8 protein-coding genes are annotated in these 19,440 nt (G+C 46.6%); 7 read left to right on the top strand and 1 reads right to left on the bottom strand.

Annotated features, from left to right (window positions below):
- Positions 1-37: 37 nt before the first annotated feature.
- Positions 38-1,951: a T9SS type B sorting domain-containing protein gene (locus NFI80_RS06510; RefSeq protein ID WP_235163744.1), complete on the bottom strand. Its 1,914-nt coding sequence runs from the start codon at positions 1,949-1,951 to the stop codon at positions 38-40.
- Positions 1,952-2,260: 309 nt separating this feature from the next.
- Between NFI80_RS06510 and NFI80_RS06505 the strand changes: the two genes are divergently transcribed.
- The 7 genes from NFI80_RS06505 (at position 2,261) to NFI80_RS06475 (ending at position 19,353) form a co-directional block, all read left to right on the top strand.
- Positions 2,261-5,494, top strand: a complete 3,234-nt coding sequence (locus tag NFI80_RS06505; protein WP_310587971.1) for a SusC/RagA family TonB-linked outer membrane protein — start codon at positions 2,261-2,263, stop codon at positions 5,492-5,494.
- Positions 5,495-5,505: 11 nt separating this feature from the next.
- A complete protein-coding gene (locus tag NFI80_RS06500) occupies positions 5,506-7,014 on the top strand; it encodes a RagB/SusD family nutrient uptake outer membrane protein (protein ID WP_235158677.1) in 1,509 nt (502 codons plus the stop codon).
- Between the two features lie 331 nt (positions 7,015-7,345).
- Positions 7,346-9,649, top strand: a complete 2,304-nt coding sequence (locus NFI80_RS06495) for a DUF1549 domain-containing protein (RefSeq protein WP_235163888.1) — start codon at positions 7,346-7,348, stop codon at positions 9,647-9,649.
- 173 nt (positions 9,650-9,822) lie between these two features.
- Positions 9,823-11,250, top strand: a complete 1,428-nt coding sequence (locus tag NFI80_RS06490; RefSeq protein ID WP_235158676.1) for a DUF1501 domain-containing protein — start codon at positions 9,823-9,825, stop codon at positions 11,248-11,250.
- 343 nt (positions 11,251-11,593) lie between these two features.
- Positions 11,594-14,797, top strand: a complete 3,204-nt coding sequence (locus NFI80_RS06485; RefSeq protein ID WP_235163745.1) for a SusC/RagA family TonB-linked outer membrane protein — start codon at positions 11,594-11,596, stop codon at positions 14,795-14,797.
- Between the two features lie 37 nt (positions 14,798-14,834).
- Positions 14,835-16,343: a RagB/SusD family nutrient uptake outer membrane protein gene (locus NFI80_RS06480; RefSeq protein WP_235163746.1), complete on the top strand. Its 1,509-nt coding sequence runs from the start codon at positions 14,835-14,837 to the stop codon at positions 16,341-16,343.
- A gap of 313 nt (positions 16,344-16,656) precedes the next feature.
- Positions 16,657-19,353 carry a c-type cytochrome gene (locus NFI80_RS06475; protein WP_233798374.1) on the top strand — a complete coding sequence of 899 codons (2,697 nt, stop codon included), beginning with the start codon at positions 16,657-16,659 and terminating at the stop codon, positions 19,351-19,353.
- The last annotated feature ends 87 nt before the right edge of the window (positions 19,354-19,440 follow it).

Raw genomic sequence — 19,440 nt, 5'->3', positions numbered from 1 at the left:
AACAATGTTAGCTTTTCTGCCACCAATGTTGCAGATTTTATTTAAGGAGGAGAATAGTCCCGGTGAGGCTCGTTTCGGCGGTTTTTATCATATACGGATAGCTTCCTGCCGGGACTGGCGTGTTGTCTTTGTATTTTCCGTTCCATGGATCCTGATATCCCTGAGAGGCATAAATTACCTGGCCCCATCGATTATAAATTCGCATTTCAAGGATCTGATCTTTGGCATTAAATATCTCAAAACGATCATTATGCCCATCGTCGTTTGGTGTAAACGAGGTAGGGATGTGCATTTTAGCTATCACATAAACTTCCGTAGATGCTTCTGCCTTACATCCGTTTTCAGATTCTACAACAATAGTATAACGGGTATCAACAAGCGGGCCAACCACAGCATCACGTTCGTCATTTGCTGAAACCAGGCCATCCGGCGGTGACCACAGATATTTGTATGTGGTCGGTTCGGAAGGTTCAACCTTGGGCTGCAATGTCACTTTGGACCCTTCCACTACGCCCTTTCTTGCAGGGAGCGTTACGGAAACAGATTCTTTTGCTACCAATATCGTATCCGAGCCGGTGCATCCGGTTGCTTCATCTGAAATCAAAAGAGAGTAAGATCCGGAATCTTTCGTTTCCAGTTTGCTCTGCTTCTCATTCAGGACCGCGTTGTTTCTGCTCCATGAAAGTGCCAGTCCATTCTTTACACTTCCTCCGTTCGCAACCAATTTTGCTACCTCACCCTCACAAATGATATTTTTATCCGCCGAAATAGTTGCCTCAATAGGTGGAGCAAGGGTAACATTGACCATTAGTGACGATGTATCCCGCGAACATTTCTGAGTGTAGCTTTTTATCACCGAATAAACACCCGTGTCACTCACGGCGATGGCCGCTTCCGTAGCACCTGGAATATTCGACCCGTTGCGCTGCCATTGATACGACCAGTCGGCTGAACTTTCCGTTTGTAAGGTAACGGGCCGTTCAGGGCAAAAGGAAACCTCAGTAACAGGCGCGGTATTCAGCATAATCACCGGCTGCTCCGGCTGATCATCATTGCAATCGATCACAAGCAGCTGAAAGTCTCTCCGGATCACACCGATTTTCTTGCCATTTCTGTACTCTTCAACCTCCACTGCAAACACATACAAGCCCAGCCGGTTTGCGGTCACTGTAAGTTTCCCCGTCTTGTCGATAGCCAGCGGACGCGGGCCAGGAATAATATTGGATAAAGAAATGCCATTTTCCCAATCTACAAGCGGGTAGTCTGATTTTGGCGCGCTATTGCCATTAATCATATTAGGCGTTGTGTAACCCCGGTAAGGCGTTACCAATGCGTATCGAAGTTCGTCACCATCGGGGTCGGACGCTGACATGCTCATTGAAAAGTCGCGGTTACTACATATATATTGACCATTAGGAGCTGAAAACGTCGGAGAAGTATTTCGGGTACTAACAGGTGGAAATTCAAGATAAAACACCATTCCCATTTCCCCGGGATACTTAATGTTATTGACGTCCTTGTTACGGCAACATCTTTCCCACACAATGTAATAACCTTCCGGATCATTGTAGTCCTGCTCGGGCAATGCTGCTGTTCCTTTATATGTGCCAATCACCGTACTCAACGACCGGGCACTTGCGCATGCTTTGTTTTGATATTGAATGGTTTCAGAAGACAGGTAGCGCACGCGGACCTGCTGCATAAAATTGTTGTCACGCTTCCGATAGATGTAAACATCCGCTGCTGCGTCCCGGTTTCCGTTTCCGTCGGGGGATGGTTCGACCAGATTATTCTTGTCCCAGAACTGGATCAACGTAATTTCAAAATTGCCAGCATTTGCAAGCGGACGCATCAAAAGCTCGCCTCCGACGATATGATCGGCATATACTTGCAATGAAAGGAAAACTAACAGTGGTAGAAACCACAAAATCCTTCGTAAATATCTTGTCATCAACCCAACTGTTAAGTCCCCTACGTTCGCATAAAATTAATGATTGCCAAGCAAATGATATAACAGACAGCCAAAAAATTTGATAATGGGAATTTCAAATAAAATATTTCTCACGTCCAATTTTAATGCATTACCGGACAGTGCAGGACAGTATGAAATCGAATTACGCATACTATTGCGATTAATACAATTCGAATCATTTATTGCATTTATTATATAAAAGGATCATGTTCAGCAGCAGATCAACCGACCCTCCAATCAAGATTTCATAAGTCGTCTCATCTTTTCAATCCTTAAACACCTTAGCGTATGAATGAAATTCGACAATCAAGACTGGGCGTTTGTCTACGGCTATTTGGGAAAATCGCACTAAGCCAAATGCTGGTTGGTGCGGCCCTAACCAGCAGCTCAGAAGCAGGAACGGCCTCGAACCACTTAAATGGCCACTTTGCTATGATAGCAGACCGCTCCATTAAAGGGAAAGTGGCCGATGACAAAGGGCTGGGCCTGCCCGGAGTAAGTGTCATTCTCAAAGGTTCCAGTACCGGAACCGTAACCGATTCGGAGGGGAGTTATAGTCTGAACATTCCGGAAACCGGGGAAAATGTTTTGGTCTTTTCTTTTGTCGGGTACGTACCAAAAGAGGTTACAGTGGGAAATCAATCTGCTGTCGATGTGGAATTGCTGGTTGATACCAAGGCATTGGAAGAAGTGGTCGTGGTTGGTTATGGTACGCAGCGCAAGCGCGACATTACATCGGCGGTGTCAGTGATCAGTATGGAAGATATTGGCGAAGTGCCTAAGTCCAATGTTACGCGTATGCTGCAAGGACAAGCTCCGGGTGTTATTATTAAACAGAAAAGCGGAACGCCGGGGCAGCAATTTGAAGTGAAAGTGCGCGGGATCAGCTCGTTAGGCGCAGGAAGTGATCCGTTGTATGTGATTGACGGATTTCCCGTCGGCATATCAGCCGGGCAGAACCTGAACCCCAACGACATTGAAACCATATCCATCCTGAAAGATGCAGCTGCAACCGCCATTTACGGCGCACGCGGTTCCAATGGCGTGGTTTTGATCACCACTAAATCTGCCAAGGATGGAAAGACAAATCTCAACATATCAGTAGATTATGGCATCCAGAATGTTCCTGAAAGCCGCAAAACCAAAGTGTTGAACGGACAAGACTTTGCGCAGTTTAAGCGGGAAGTTTTCATAGGGCGATATGTATTGGCTAATAAAAAACAACCCGAAGAATCGCAGATCCCCATTGATTTCAGAAATCCCGCAGATACAAAATATTCGACCAACTGGTTTGACCTGATTTTGCACAACAATGCACCTTACAAAGACATTAACCTGACATTATCGTCCGGAAAAGGTCCGATCAAGTCTGTTGTTTCTGCCGGTTACTACAAGGAAGATGGTGCTTTGCAGTACACAGGATATGACCGCGCATCGTTACGCACCAACCTCGCCGGTGAAGTGAACAAGTTCATTACCATTGGGATGAACATTGCCGGAAGTTACTCCCGGTCCAGTTTGTCCAGCACCGACGGCCGTAATGCGCAGGTTGGCTTAACATTGATTGCCGATCCACGCTATCCTGCCTATAATGAAAAGGGTGATCTGATCCCTTATTACAATGGCGTTGGTGACATTTTCGGCTTTCCTAACCCGCTGTATATGCTCAAAAACATCAACCGGAACAGGAACATTGCAGATGTGCTGGCAAGCGGTTACGTAGAACTCAACATTGCCAAAGGACTGAAATTCAGGTCTTCTGTGAATGCCAAGATCAACTACAACACCTACAAGGAATACATTCCTTCGACAATCGGCTTGCCCGTGCAGACCGGAACAAATGGCGCACCTCCGCGTCTCGCGACCGAACGGGACGACTCGGAAGAGTTGAAGAACTATGCTACTGACCAAGTTTTGACCTACACACCAACCCTTGGCAAAGATCACAGCCTGGAAGCAACAGTGGGTTATTCGGCTCAGCAGGAAGTGGTCAAGGGCTTATATGGATCTGGAAATACATTCCCGGACGACCTGACGCCGTTTTTGGGTAGTGCCACCATTCGTTCTTCCAATTCTATGGAGCGCAAATGGACAATGCTGGCCTACATTGCGCGCTTAAACTATGCATTCAGGGACAAGTATCTGTTTTCCGCCACTTTCCGGCGCGAAGGCAGTTCCAGGTTTAGCGAAGGACATCAATTTGGCAATTTCCCGGCCGCTTCTGTGGGATGGAGAATTTCGGAAGAATCATTTATCCCAAAAACACCCTGGCTAACAGACCTGAAACTGCGCGCAAGCTGGGGTATGACGGGAAATAATACGTATCGTGTGAGCGCCAACAACAATTTTGGTGTCGGTCAGAATGCAGGTGATGACGGGAATTATGAAAGTTTGTCATTCCTCGGCGTGAACAACTACATTCTCGGCAACACTTTGGCCTCCGGCAAAACAGTGACGCGCTTCGCTAACCCCGAGCTTACCTGGGAAACATCCAACCAGCTGGACATCGGTTTGGATCTCGCAACATTCGATAACAAGCTGGTTTTCACTATTGAATATTATAAAAAGATCACAGATGATATGCTTCTCGGATACAGCATTCCAGCTGTTTCCGGATTCACGTCAACACTGAAAAATCTGGGTAAAGTGGAAAACCAGGGCATTGAAGTGGCTGCTAATTACCGCATTAAGGTAGGTCAGGTCAATCTGAGGACAAACGCGAACATTACATTCAACCGCAACAAAGTGCTGGCCATCCGCGGACAAAATGATTTTATCCTGCAAGGAAGCCAATATGGCGGTTACAACATTCAGCAGGTGGGCCGTCCGATCGGGATGATCTTTGGTTATCGTAAACTGGGCATCTTCAATACACAGGCGGAAATCGATGCGGCACCATTGCAGGAAGGTGCGGTGCCGGGCGCTATGATCTTTGCGGATCTGCATGGCGCAGCCGACGGCGGACCCGATGGCATTGTGTCGTATGATACAAAGGACATGACTGAAATTGGTAACCCAAACCCAAAATTCAACTGGGCCTGGACCGTGGGTGCTGATTACAAGCGTTTTGATGTGAGCGTTTTATTGACGGGCGCCTATAAGTATGACATTTACAGAAACATCGAGGCGTCTACCATGAATATGGATGGTGTTTTCAATGTTTTGGAAAAAGCCAAAGACAGATGGAGGTCTCCTGAAAACCCTGGCTCAAATCCGGGCGCTAAAAACTCACAGGGCGGAACGGACTATTTCAAATGGTCACGCGAGAGCAGCGAGCGCTATGTGTATGATGGAACGCATATGTGGATCAAAAACGTAACGATCGGCTATACACTTCCAAAATTGAACGGCATTCTTTCTGATGCACGGATATTCGTAAATGCGGCCAATTTGTTGTTGATAACCAAATATCCCGGCAACAACCCTGACGCGGGCGTAAGGGGCGGAACGGAGCTCAACAATGACGATGAGTCTTATCCCGTTCCCAGAACATTCTCCGCAGGCCTGAAAGTCAACTTCTAAATCCCATGAAAATGAAAAAAATTACAGCAATAGGTTTGGTCGTACTTCCGCTGCTTCTGGCTTCATGTGGCGAAGATTTCCTTAACCAGACGGACCCGACGAAGGTGAATGTAGACTTGTTCTATAAAAATGAGGCGCAGGCTAAGCAAGCATTAAATGGTGTTTACGCACAGTTGCAATCTATAACCAACACCGCTTATCTGGCGGGTGAATTTCAAACGGACAACACAACCATTGACCTCAACCCTTCCGATCGCGGCGGCGCAGGCGGTTGGGAAGCATTTGAGTTTTCAACCGTCAATTCGGGCAATGGTGAGATTGCGGCGATCTGGAACAATTACTACGCTACCTTATACAATGCGAACCTGACATTGGAGCGCATCGCAGATGCGGACATTCCGGAGACACCCAAAAAGGAAATTGAAGGCCAGTTGAAATTCCTGAGAGCTTATCTGTATTTCAATCTGGTCCAGTATTTCGGTGATGTGGTGATTGTAACAAGCACATTTGCGGTTCCTGAGCCCACTTTTGAACTCACACGGTCACCACAGGCAGATGTGTGGGCGCAGATAGAAAAAGACCTGAAAGAGGCAGTCGCCTTGCTGCCGGAGAAATATGCCTCATCCGGCGACAAAGGTCGGGCAACCAAGGGCGCAGCTTTGTCGCTCCTCGGCAAAGCATATCTGACTACTAAAAAATATCCGGACGCCATAAGCACGCTCAAAGAAGTCACTAAGCTTGGTTATACATTAAATGCTAACTATGCCGATAACTTTGATCCTGCGCCTGCCAAGAAAAACGGCCCGGAGTCGATATTTGAGATACAGTATCAGGGAGACAACGACCTCGGTGAGCAGAGCAACTTTCAGTATGTGTTCGCGCCCAGGGTTTCCAAAGGCGCGGTTACAGGCTTTTCAGCAGGTGCAAACGGAGGTCGGAATTCACCTACCAATGATATGATTGCGGCATATGAAGCGGGTGATCTGCGCAAGGACCTTTCGCTTAAAACCAGTTTTACGCTGGATGGCAAAGTTTATCCCGTTCCCTATGTGAGCAAATACAACTATCCCCACACCATTGTGCAACGGACCAACACAAACTGGCCGGTTCTGCGTTATTCGGATGTGTTACTAATGCTTGCAGAATCCATTAACGAACAAACCGGGCCCACAGCCGAAGCAGCGGATTATCTGAACCAGGTCAGAAAGCGTGCCGGACTAGCTGCATCGAAAGCCACCGGCAAGGCAGACTTCCGGGCCGCGGTGCTGAAAGAAAGGAGAGTTGAGCTTGCATTTGAAAATCACCGCTGGTTCGATTTGAAAAGAACAAAAACACCTGGTGAATGGGCCGCATTCATGAATGCGCATGGAGCAGCCGAAAGGGCAAAGCCAACCGTCGACAGGGGCAATGTGCCTTTCAATTCCACGGATTATGTTTTCACAGAAAATGAATACCTGCTGCCGGTCCCTGCACCTCAGATCCTCATCAATGCTAAGTTGACGCAAAATCCAGGATACTAAGGTGACTTATAACTTGTCTTACTAAATCAATAGGGAAAAGCGCTGATGACGAGTGGCTTCTCCTTATTGATTTAGTAAGAAAATCATTCATTTTTTCGTTGAGTAATAGGCTTCCAAGTTTCCTGCTATTGGAATTTTTCTAAAAAAACCCGGTAATTAAATATTTAAGCAAGACAGAACAGGATAGTCTGACAACCGATTCGTTCTAGTATTGTATAACATTACAGGCCGATGCCTGTACCAAATTCCTAATCCACTAATCTTCCGCATTGTGTTACTTGAAGCAACCGAAACTTTCTGGCTTTGGCAATTTTTAGGACGATTGCATCCCATGATGGTCCATTTTCCCATTGGATTGCTATTCGTCGCATTGATTCTGGAATTAATAGACTGGAAACGAAAATCAGCACGCCTGCGTGACGCGGTCAACATTATGACATGGATCGGCGTTGCAAGCGCCGCTTTATCCGTCACATTCGGTTTGTTACTGTCGGACGCAGAACAATCGCAGGGAGAGACATTTGAAATTCACCGCTGGGCCGGCTTCATCACATTGGGGCTGGCTATCCTGGCGACGATTTCGCTACGCAATGCCAACAGGAACATTTACCGCTCGCTGCTATTCGTGACCGTTTTTGGCGTTTCCCTGGCGGGCCACTATGGTGCCATGATCACGCATGGCGACGATTACCTTACCAGCGTCATGCCATCATCTGTGGAGCCTGAGCAGGAACAATCCAACGAAGATCCAGCCGACTTTGTGCTTACGAACAATGGAGCGCTTAACCCGCAGCAGGTTCAGGACCTGAATGTGGAAGTCAGGACGATTTTAGCTCACAACTGTTACAGCTGCCATGGCGAAGCAAAATCCAAAGGCGATCTGCGACTGGATAGCAAGGATGCTATCATGAAAGGGGGAGAGAATGGCGTTGTCGTTGTTCCTGATCACCCCGATAAAAGCGAAATAATCAGGCGCATTTCCCTTCCCAAAGGCGATAAGGAAGCCATGCCGACCAAGGGCAAGCGGCTTACTGAAAGAGAAATCAAAGTGCTTAAATATTGGGTTGAAAAAGGCGCATTATGGCCGGATGGTAAGCAAAAAAGCATCTACCGCGTCGCTGCCCTCGAACCGCGGACGCCCGTCCTTCCGGCCGCGAGCGGCGACATCGTACTTCCAGTTGACCGTTTGGTTAATGCATATTTTCAAAAAAACAAAATCGCCTGGAAACCGGCGGTCAACGACCGCATTTACATTCGCAGGGTTTACCTGGACATTATCGGTTTATTGCCGCCGCCTGAAAAGGTGGAAGCATTCGTTGCGGACGAACGGCCCGATAAAAGAGAACTGCTGGCAAAAGAACTCCTGAACCGTTCAGATGACTACGCTCAGCATTGGATGTCGTTCTGGAATGATGCCCTTCGGAACGACTATTCCGGAACGGGATACATTACGGGCGGCAGGTTTGACATTACCAAATGGCTCTACTCATCTTTGCAGGTTAATAAACCATACAATTGGTTTGTGAAAGAGCTGATTAGCCCGGTCAAAGGTTCGGAAGGTTTTATTAAGGGAATCAAATGGCGCGGGACGATCAATTCCAGTCAGCGCACCGAAATGCAGGCCGCGCAGAATGTGTCGCAGATTTTCCTGGGACTTAACCTTAAATGTGCGTCGTGCCACGACAGCTTCATCAGCGACTGGAAGCTCGCCGACTCTTACGCATTCGCAAACATCTTCGCCGATACATTACTTGAAATTAACCGCTGCGACAAACCGACCGGAACAATTGCCGGAACAAAAATGCTCTTCCCGGAACTGGGCGAAATCAGCGTAAATGCAAGCACCGAAAAAAGATTGCGCGAACTCGCCGACTTTCTGGTACAACCCAAAGACGGCCGGCTTTACCGCACCGCCGTTAACCGGGTCTGGGCGCAGCTGCTCGGCCGCGGCATTGTCGAACCCGTGGACATGATGGACAACATGCCATGGAGTGAAGACTTGCTCGACTGGCTTTCCTCGGATTTCGTTGCCAATGGTTACGACATGAAAAAATTGATCTACACCATTGTCACATCAAGGACATATCAGCTTCCTTCCTCATCCGTTAAAGAGGCAGCCGACATTATGGCCAACGACTACAAGTTCACCGGCATGGTGAGAAGAAGGCTCACCGCCGAGCAGTTCTCCGACGCCATCAGCACGGCATTCAATCCCATGTATGCCGATTCGGCAATCGTGTATAAACTGCTTCCAAAAGATATCAAGAAACGCCTGCCATTTGCCCGCGCTGCCTTCGTGAAAAACGACCCGTTCCAGACTTCACTCGGTCGTCCGAACCGGGAAACTGTGAGCACTTCACGGACTTCGCAAGCCAATTTATTGCAGGCATTGGAGCTAACAAATGGAAGCAAGTTCACGAACACATTGAAGGAAGGCTCGAAGATCTGGAAGGAGAAATATCCAACTTCTGATTCACTCGTCACGGCACTTTATCAGAATGCACTAGGACGGACACCACTCGCAAAAGAGCTGGCGGCAGCAAAACGAATCCTGGGTCCGGCACCAAATGAGGAGAGTATCCAGGATCTGGTTTGGGCGATAGCGCTCGTTCCCGAGTTTCAGTTAATTTATTAAGGTTTAAATGTTAAGTATTTTTCAAAAGCATAAATCAATTAGTACTTAGCATACATAGTATAATACATTACTTTATTTATTTTTAATACATAACATAAATACAAAAAGTATTATTAATATGTGATGTAAAAATGATAATGTGTTAATAGTGAGCTAATAAAAAATCATTAGAGATGAACACTACCTGGAATAGGAGAGAATTTTTGCAGAGAGCGAGTGCCGCCACAATGGCAGCGCTGGCCGCGGGAGCACCTGTATCAAACATTCTTTCATCTTGCAAAAGCATATCCGGACCAGAATCTTCGGCCGACACCGTCATTTTATTGTGGATGGCTGGCGGCATGGCGCACACAGAAACTTTCGACCCGAAGCTTTATACGCCGTTCGAAAAGGACATGGAAGGCAACCGCGTGCTCAGCACTTTCAAGTCAGTTCCTACTGTTTTGGATGGCATCCATTTTTCCGACGGATTACAGTCTATTGGAAAAGTGATGGATAAGGGCACATTGATCCGCTCATATGTGGCGGCGGATATGGGACACATTTTACATTCCCGGCATCAGTATCACTGGCACACTTGCTACGAGCCACCGCAGACAGTGGCAGCTCCGCATATGGGTTCCTGGATAGCCAAAGAACTGGGTCCAAAAAATCCGGTGATCCCCGCGTTTGTGGACATTGGACAGCGGTTCACTGTCGGGGAAGCAGAAGAATTAAAGGCCTTTCATACGGCAGGATTTCTGGGCAACGAGTTCGGTCCGTTCTTTATTCCGGACCCAAGCCAGGGCCTCGAAAGCGTGCGGCCGCCGGTGGGTATGGACGCAAAACGGTTTGAGCGCAGGAACCAGCTTTATAATGAGCTCATCAATAACAGCCCGGTAGGGGAATTCGGCAGCGATTACCAGCGTGAATCGTTGAAAAGGTCCATGGAGCAGGCATATGCATTGCTGAACTCACCCGAATCCAAAGCATTTGATCTTAGTACCGAACCAAAAGAGAGCTATAACATTTACAACACAGGCAAATTTGGCCTGGGATGCTTACTGGCCCGCCGTCTTACAGAGCAAGGAGCAAGGTTCATCAGCGTAACAACTGAATATGAGCCATTTAAAGGATGGGATACGCATGAGAACGGCCATACGAGATTGCAGGAGATGAAAAAGCAAATCGACGGGCCGATTGCGCAATTGATCAAAGACCTCGATAAACAGGGCTTGCTTGACCGGACAATGGTGGTACTGGCCAGTGAATTCAGCCGTGATATGATGGTGGAAGGCAAGCCAGACGCCAAAGTACTGGAACAGGTGCAGCAGCCCGACATTCTTTCAGACCTGAAATTCTACGGAATGCACCGTCATTTTACAGACGGCGGCTCCATGTTAATGTTCGGCGGCGGGATCAAGAAAGGGTTTGTTTATGGAAAGACCGCAGACGAACGTCCGTGCAAAACCATCGAAAATCCGATCAAGATAGACGGCGTTCACCAGACCATTTATCACGCCCTCGGCATTGCGGAAGACACGCAGTATGAAGTAGAAAAACGACCGTTTTACACTACACCCGACGGGAAAGGAAAAGCAGTGATGGAGTTATTGTCATAATAGTTAAACTGAGTCAAAATCGCCGGGTGGTATCTGCCTGGCGATTTTTTTATGAGTTATATCCAAAAAAGTCCTGCTAATTAAATATTAATTAAAACCAGACAGAGCAGGATAGTCCGTTGTATCAATCCTCCTAGTATTGCAATATATTACTATAAGAATTAATTATTGTCCTATACAAATATGACAATCCGGTTCTTTCAATCCGCCTTACCAATTCCTAAACCCTTACAAGCTATTCACCTAACCCATATTCGTATGAAAACATGAACAAACCTCCGCGCCGTCAACAAAGAGAGAACGGTCCAGCCCCTGCTAGTCACTAAACCTAAAATTTCTTTTTATGAATCAATCTCGACAATCATCCTATTGTGCCCGGTTGAATTCCCTGATCAAGCTTTCACTGAGTCAAGTGCTCATTGGGACTGCTTGCGGAATTTCGGCTGTTGCAACTCCGCTTTTTACGCCTAATCCTGTATTTAATAACAAAAACATTTCCGTTGACAAAACCATTAAAGGTAAGGTTAGCGATGAAGCCGGCGAAAAAGTCCCTGGCGTAAGCATTGTACTCAAAGGATCTACGACCGGTACCGTTACCGACGCCGAAGGATCCTACACGATTAATGTGCCTGATGCAGGCGGAACATTGATTTTTTCTTCGGTAGGCTTTCTGTCTCAGGAAGTTGCGATTGGTTCCGGTGCAACCATCGACGTAACCCTTGCAACAGACTCCAAAGCACTCACCGAAGTGGTTGTTGTAGGTTATGGTAGCCAGTTAAAGAGAGAAATTACAGGGGCTGTTCAGACAGTTAGCGCGGCAGACATTAAGGACGTGCCCGTTTCCCAGATCACGCAAAAACTGCAAGGACGCCTTGCTGGTGTGCAGATCAACCAAACCACCGGTAAGCCAGGGCAGGGAATGTCGGTTCGTGTTCGTGGTCAGGTTTCGGTTTCTGCGGGTAGCGACCCGTTATATGTTATTGACGGTTTCCCGATCACTGGTAACATTGGTGCATTGAACCCGGATGAGATTGAAGATATTTCTGTATTGAAAGACGCAGCCTCGACCTCTCTTTACGGTTCGCGTGCAGCCAACGGCGTTGTGCTTATCACAACGAAACGCGGCAAGCCAGGTGAAACCAATGTGGGATTTACCGCTTACTACGGTATCCAGAATGTACCTAAAAAAGGCCGCGTGGAAATGCTGACAGCTCAGGAATTTGCTCAGTTCAAAAAGGAGCTTTTCGAGGACGAGAACAAAGCCGTTCCGGAAGCATTTAAGAATCCAGAGCAATATGCAAACAAAGATAACGACTGGTATGATGCAGTTTTGCGCAATGCACCGATCCAGAGTTACAACCTTACAATCACTTCCAATAAGGACAAATTAAAAACGTCGTTGGTTGCGGGGATATTCAATCAAAAAGGTGTCGTTGTAAATAACGATTACAAAAGATATTCACTACGGATGAATTCTGAGTACGACGTTTCCGATAAGATACAGATCGGCTTCAACATTGCTCCTCAGTATATTTTTGATAACACCCCGAGAACCGATGGCGACCGCGGGACAGGTATCCTTTTCAATGCATTGCATACATGGCCGGTTATGCCGATTCGTGATGAAAATGGTCAATTGACTAAGGTAAACACCTTTCCAGAGGGAACCGGAAACATTTTCCAGTATCCAAACTGGGTGCGGGCAGCAGAAGAGTTAACTAACGAAAACAAGAACACCAAATTACTAGGTAATACATATCTTGTTTACAGTCCGATTAAGGGACTGAAATTGAGGGCTACATTGAATATTGAATACGAGAATAACAAATTTTTCTTTTTCAACCCTTCAACGGCAACCAGTAATATTAACGTAGCAATCCCGACAACGGCTGTTTCTATCCGCCAAAGTCTGGAAAACGTGGGCTGGCTGAATGAGAACACGGCTGTTTACAACCGCAGCTTCGGAGATCATAACTTTGAATTACTGGCGGGATATACCCAGCAGCGTTACCGTCAGGATTTTACGCGTATCCAGGCTGATACTTACACGGATGACAGACTTCCAACTGTTCAGGGAGCGATCAACATCAACCGCGGCGGAACACAAACCGGTGCAAACGAGTGGGCATTGACGTCTTATCTATCCCGTCTTTCCTACAATTACAAAGGCAAATATCTGTTCACTGCCGCTGTGCGTGCGGACGGTTCGTCGCGTTTCGGATCAGATAACCTTTGGGGAACATTCCCGTCTGCATCTGCGGGTTGGGTCGTATCTGACGAAGAATTTCTTAAAAATGTAAGACAAGTTTCCTTTGCGAAAGTACGTGGTAGCTTTGGTGTGATTGGTAACAACAACATTGGTAACTACACACAATATGCGCTTGTGAACAACACTACCAATGCTGTTTTCGGTGGAAATGTGGCTACTGGTGCTGTTGTATCATCTTTGGCAAACAGAAACCTGGGCTGGGAAACAACCAAGCAATTTGACATTGGACTTGACTTGGGTTTATTCAACGACCGGATTCAGTTCATTTATGACTTCTACACGAAGCGGACTACTAATTTGCTTTATGCTGTACAGGTTCCGCAGGAATCGGGTTTCCCATTCTACAATGACAACATTGGTGAGATCAAATTCTGGGGCCATGAATTTTCTTTGACAACCAGAAACCTGGATGGAAAGCTGAAATGGACAACCAATGCCAACATTTCTTTCAATAGAAATAAGGTAATGGAACTTGCACCAGGCATCGATCGTGTTTACGGATCATTCCACATCACACAGGTTGGTCAACCGTTTGGTCAGTTTTACGGAATGGTGAAAGAAGGGTTTTACAGGAGCGCAGAAGATTTGGCTAACTCGCCGATCATTCCCGGACGTTCAGCAATCGGAACAATCAAACTAAAAGATGTGAATGGCGATGGCACCATTACATACGGCGGCGACGCAGATGACCGTACCATTATCGGTAACCCATTTCCTAAATTTACTTACGGAATCGTTAACGATCTGAAATATGGCAACTGGGATTTCTCTATTGCAGGATCGGGCTCGTATGGCAACGAACTTTGGGTGCGTCACCTTTACAGCACGGCCAACCTCGACGGTGTATTCAACATGGTGGCGGGCGTAAAAGATCGTTTCCGTGTTAAAAACACAACAGTTAATGGAATCGGTGTTGCGACTACGGTGATCAGCGAGGGTAATGGAATGTACGGAGCAACTAACAATGGCGGTAACTACACGGGTATCGAGAGAGACTGGAACAGCTCGCACTTTGTAGCGGACGCTTCTTATTTCACGATCAAGAACATTACAATCGGCTACAACATTGGTAAGGTGAATAAGTTTTTCAAGAATGCCCGTGTTTACGGTTCAATCCAGCAGGTTTATGTTTTCACCAAATACTGGGGCGGACCTAACCCTGAAACCAGTGCACAAGGTGATGGTAATGGTGACGGTGGTAACCTGAGCCAGGGTGTGGATTTCTCGAATTATCCGGTTCCACGTACATGGACATTGGGTGTGAACATGAATTTCTAAGCCAGCCAACATTCAATTCAATATTAATTATCAGAAGATGAAAAAAAGATATATAGCGACCTGGTTCCTGACATTTGCGTTAGCAGGATGCCGCGAAGAATTCCTGACTGTTATCCCGGAAACGGCATTGAGCTACGGAATATTTTTCAAAACGGAATCGGATTTTCAACAGGCTGTCAATGCTGCCTATGTTCCGTTCCGCCAGATGTACAACGAACGTGCCTGGGTGTTGGAGGAAATGCATTCGGATAATACGTATTATGCAAGAAACACCCTCTACGGTGCGGTGGACGCAACTGAAAACGTTGCCGACTTCGCGGTTCCGACTGCGGGAGGTGTTACTGCAAATGACAACGTACTGGTTCAGTATCGTCTTAATTATCAGATTATTGCAAGAGCGAACCAAATTCTCGCACTGATTGACGGTGTGGATTTCGCAGAAGATCGCAAGAAAAACCTGAAAGGTCAGGCGTTGTTCCTAAGGGCATTTGCATACTTTGACCTTGTGCGGCTGTTCGGAAAAGTGCCGCTTCACCTTGTGCCTGTTGTCGGACGTGAAGATGCTGCATCGCCGCTGGCCAGCACCGAAGAGATTTATGCACAAATAGAAAAGGACGCAAAAGAAGCGGGTGGCCTGTTGCTGAATAAAGCAAAACAGGAAGCAGGCCGTGCCACTTCGGGTGCTGCGAAAACATTGTTGGCCAACCTTTACATTACCCAGAAAAAATGGGCTTTGGCCGAACCGGTGTTAAAGGATGTGATCACAAACGACGGCTATTCGCTGATGCCGGATTATACCAATGCATTCTCGACAACGACTGCAAACAAGAACAATGCAGAATCGGTGTTTGAGATCCAGTATATGGAAGGATCGGCCGGGTACAATGGTAATCAGATTTATCGTTTTATCCCTTCGCCAATTTCCGCAACTGAAATCGCGCCGCTTACGGGCACGTCAAACCCTCAGGCCACTTCGCAGGAAAGTAACAACATTCCTACGCCGGATCTGATCGCAGCTTATGAAACAGGTGACAAGCGGAAAGACATTTCCATTGGTTATGTGACTTTGAGCGGAAGTCTTGCAGAAAATAAGACTTATCCGTATATCAAAAAATATGCAAAGCCGCACTCACTGCATAACAACACTGGTCAGAACTGGCCCGTTTACCGTTATTCAGAGGTGTTGCTCTTCATGGCAGAAACGCTTAACGAATTAGGAAAACCAGCCGAAGCAGCCACCTACCTCAACCAGGTTCGTACCCGCGCAGGCCTTGCCGCAACAAAAGCGACATCGCAAGCAACCATGCGTGAAGCGATCTTCAAGGAAAGACGTGTTGAGCTTGCATTCGAAAACAAGCGCTGGTTCGACCTCACCCGCACCGGTCGTGTGAAGGAGATCATCGGCGCTTATGGGGCAAAAGTAAAAGCCAATCCACAAGCTTACTACTTCCCCAAAGGAGCCGTTCCTCCGCCAAACGCATTCACAGTCCTGGACGACTATTACGGTCTGCCGGCAGTAGAAGCAGCGTTAACGCCGCATTTTTAATGATTGAATGAGTCAATGTTGAATGAGTGAATGAGTGAATGAGTGAATATTTGAATTGCGATTCAATGATTTCATCATTCACTCATTTTTCATTTAAATGCATTCACTCATTCACTCATTGAGTCATTCACTAATTGACTCATTCACTCATTGAACTTCCCCGACACAACAGGATAGTCAAAATAGCGTTTCGTCTTAATATTGTATCTATCAGATTATTTGAAGTTTAAATTTGCTTTATTAAAGAATGTAAAATTCCAGTTTCACCCTGAACGAATGCTTTTTTCATATTTACTTAACTCTTAGCTGTAAAATGTACACTAAAAAACAATGGTCTAAACTTCCTATGACACTCGCCGTGCTGCTTGCAGTAGGCGTTTTCTGCGGGGTTATGCTCAGTAACCGAACTGCCAAACACCGTCCGCCGGGTTCAAAGGTGGATAAAATCAAACTGCCCGAAGGCTTTAAAGCAGAACATTTATATAGTCCTTCCGAGGAAAAAAATGGTTCGTGGGTTTCCATGACATTTGATGACAAAGGACGGATGATCACATCTGATCAGTATGGCGGTTTGTTCCGGCTTGTATTGCCTCCAATCGGCTCTACTGAAAAACCAAAGGTGGAAGCTTTGAAAGTGGAAGGCGATACTGCGAAGGTGGCAATGGGTTATGCGCATGGTCTGTTATATGCGTTTAACAGCCTTTATGTAATGATCAACAACCGCGAAAGCACCAAATTTCCGAAAGGAAGCGGTTTTTACCGGTTGCAGGATACAGACGGTAATGATCAATATGACAAGATCACATTGATTAAGCCATTGAAAGGCGAAGGAGAGCACGGACCGCACAGCATTGTGCTTTCACCAGACAAAAAATCGCTTTATGTGGTTGCCGGTAACTTCACCGATCTTCCGAAAATGGACAGCTATCGGCTGATGCCTAATTGGAAAAATGACAATCTTTTCCCATTCATCAAAGACCCTCGCGGACACGCAGCTGATAGACATGCGCCAGGCGGCTGGATCGCGAAAACGGATCCGGAAGGAAAATCCTGGGAACTTGTAAGTGCAGGTTACCGTAACTCGTATGACATTGCTTTCAATGAAGCAGGTGATCTTTTCATCTATGATTCGGATATGGAATGGGATTTCGGTACACCATGGTATCGCCCAACCCGCGTTTGTCACGCAACCAGCGGTGGTGATTATGGATGGAGAACAGGCTCAGCCAACACGTCGCCAGCATTCGCGGACTTCCTTTCACCGATCATGAACATTGGCCAGGGATCGCCTACAAACCTCATTTACCTGAACGAGGCAAGGTTCCCGGCGAAATACAAAAACACGCTCCTGGCATTTGACTGGAGTTTTGGTATCGTTCACGGTTTGCATTTGAAACCAAACGGTTCAACATACTCGGCAGATCACGAAGAGTTTCTGTCAGGAGCACCACTTCCTCTTACAGACGGAGCAATCGGTCCGGATGGCGCATTGTATTTCCTAACCGGTGGCCGCCGCCTGGAATCTGACCTTTACCGGGTGTATTATGGAGACTACAAAAATATCCCGGCTGGTGCAAATACAGTAAAGCCTGTGCTTACGGCAGAACACAAGCAACGCACAGATCTGGAAAAATTCCATGCAGTAAAAGATCCAAAAGCAGTAGAAACTTCATGGCCATATTTGAAAAGTCCTGATCGTTTCCTGCGCTTTGCAGCACGCTTAGCAATTGAACATCAGCCTGTTGCAGAATGGGAACAAAAAGTTTATGCTGAAAAAGACCCGCAAACATTGATTTATGCATCCATAGCGTTGGCGCGCGAAGGAGATTCTACAAAAGTAGGAGGGCCTATTTTAAACGGACTTACCAAGATCGACTATGCGAAGCTGAATGATCTTCAAAAACAAGCACTGCTTCGCGCTGTCGAAGTGACGCTTTACCGCACAGGACAGCCGGATGCGGCAACAAAGCAAGCAGTAATCGCTTACTTGAATCCAAAATATCCATCTCCGAGTGCTTTGCAGAACCGTTTTTTAAGCAAAATCCTGATCACTCTCGAAGCGCCGAAAGCCGTTGAAAAAACGCTTGCGCTGATCCAGAAGAATGAGAAATTTGATGATAAGGACAATGAAATGGTGACAGCTTCTGCCGACCTTATTTTGAGAAACCCTCAATATGGTCTTGATTTGGCTGGTCTTCTGGAAAAAATGCCGCCACAACAGCAGATGTTCTACGCAATCATGTTGAGCAGCGCCAAAACAGGCTGGACGCCACAATTGAGTGAACAATATTTCAAATGGTTCGCCAAGGCATTCAGCTATCAGGGTGGTCGCAGCTACATTGGATTTATAGACAAGGCGCGACAACTGGCATTGAAAAACGTTCCGAAGGATAAGGTTGCTTATTATAACAAACTGTCTGGTGCTGAGTTACTTACCGGCACCGGTAACGATCTGGTAAAAATGTACTCGCCAAAAGGACCCGGACGTGCCTGGAAGCTGGATGAAGCCGTTGCGCTTGTTCAGGACAGCCTTGCTAACCGCGATTTCGATAAAGGCAAGATGATTTTTTCGGCTGTACTTTGCAACCGTTGCCACGTAATTCAGGGCGAAGGCAATGATGTAGGACCAGATTTGACACAACTCGGAACACGTTTCTCGGCCAAAGACATGCTGGAATCAATTATTGATCCGAACAAAACGATTTCGGACCAGTTTGGATCAGTCGCTTATACAATGAAATCGGGAGAGTCAATTGTAGGTCGTCAGATCAATGAAGATGCTAACGCTTATTACATTGCCCAGAACCCGTTTGATTCTAAAACGATCCGCAAGATCAGCAAAAAAGAGGTTGCATCTACTAAAATGTCAACCGTTTCTGTCATGCTTCCAGGCTTGATCAACGGTTTGAATCCGAATGAATTAAGAGATCTGGTTGCTTACCTGATGTCAGGAGGCAATAAAAATAACCCGATTTATACCGAAGCTTCGGCTCCGAAAGGCGGGAAATAGATCATTGATTTTTTGAGTAGATTATGTTTTATTAAGCTTAATATAGTGGTGCAGGGAATCCCTTGCACCACTACTTTTTTATCCAGT

It is taken from the genome of Dyadobacter chenhuakuii, assembly GCF_023821985.2.
Lineage (GTDB): Bacteria > Bacteroidota > Bacteroidia > Cytophagales > Spirosomataceae > Dyadobacter > Dyadobacter chenhuakuii.
The sequence above is the reverse complement of the archived record's forward strand: the minus strand, read 5'-3'. Positions and strand labels throughout refer to the sequence as shown.